The 1,128-nt window shown below is 36.1% G+C and carries 1 protein-coding gene; it reads left to right on the top strand.

What is annotated here, in order from left to right:
* Positions 1-1,125: DNA type IV secretion system protein ComB10 (locus LS67_RS09445; protein WP_138109732.1), on the top strand; the 1,125-nt coding region annotated here is incomplete at its 5' end.
* Positions 1,126-1,128 lie beyond the last annotated feature (3 nt).

Raw genomic sequence — 1,128 nt, 5'->3', positions numbered from 1 at the left:
CCAATCCTTGATAAAAATGGAAACCATATCTTTATAGATAAAAATGGCAATCTCAAAGATAAAAACGATAATCCTATTTTAGATTCTAATGGCAACCCTATCAATATCAACAATAAAGAAGCCCTTAATGAGTTTCTTAATAAAAATACACAAAACTCCCCTGAAGAGCAGCTTAGAAGACAGCAAGAACTCTTAGCAGAAGCACAAAGACAAGCAGAACTTCAAGAGCAAATGCGTAAAAAGCTTGAAGAAGAAGCAAGAAAGAAAGCTGAAGAAGAAATGAAGAAACTAGCAGACCCAACTTATCAAGCCTTACTTGCTAAGCAAGAAGAAGAAAGAGCAAGACGAATCGCCCTTGCAAAAGAAAGAGAATTATATAAAAGTGCATTATTAGGTGAAAGAGCGGAGGGAGATTCTCAAATCTTTGCACAACAAAGCTCACGCTATGGAGATGATGGATTCTCTAATCAAAAAAGCATAGATATAGCGACAAACGAACATCGCTTATATCGTATGATACGAGCAGGGAGGCTTATTCCTGCTGTTTTAATGACACCCATTGTAAGCAATATTGAAGGCATAATCACTGCCCAAGTAGAGCAAGATGTTTATGCCGCTCAAGGAAGAGTAGTGCTTATCCCAAGAGGCACAAAGGTAATGGGCTTTTATAAAAATGATAACAAAATAGGGCAATCAAGACTAAGCATAGTATGGAGAGAAATGATAACACCTCAAGGAGTAAATATCCTTCTTACCAATGCAGTAAGCGCAGATTCAAGAGGGATTAATGGCGTCGAAGGCTATTTAGATAATAAATTTGAGCAAAGATATGGCTTAGGATTGTTTTTAAATACTTTAAGCAATGGCTTAATGATAACCATATCAAATGCCACACAAAAAAGTGGCACAGGAGCAAATCCCTATACCACACAACTTTTTTCAAACGCACAAGGAGATTTAAACAATATTTTCAAACAACTTATTTCAGAACAAGCAAAGATTAAACCAACAATAGAGATACGAGCAGGAAGCAGAATCTACATTACACCTACAACACATATGTGGTTTCCCATTCCAAAAAATGGGGAAGTAATGGCTAAGTATTTTAATGATGAATACAATTAAGGA

The organism is Helicobacter sp. MIT 03-1616 (assembly GCF_000765685.2).
In the GTDB taxonomy this organism is placed as follows: Bacteria; Campylobacterota; Campylobacteria; order Campylobacterales; family Helicobacteraceae; genus Helicobacter_C; species Helicobacter_C typhlonius.
The sequence above is the reverse complement of the archived record's forward strand: the minus strand, read 5'-3'. Positions and strand labels throughout refer to the sequence as shown.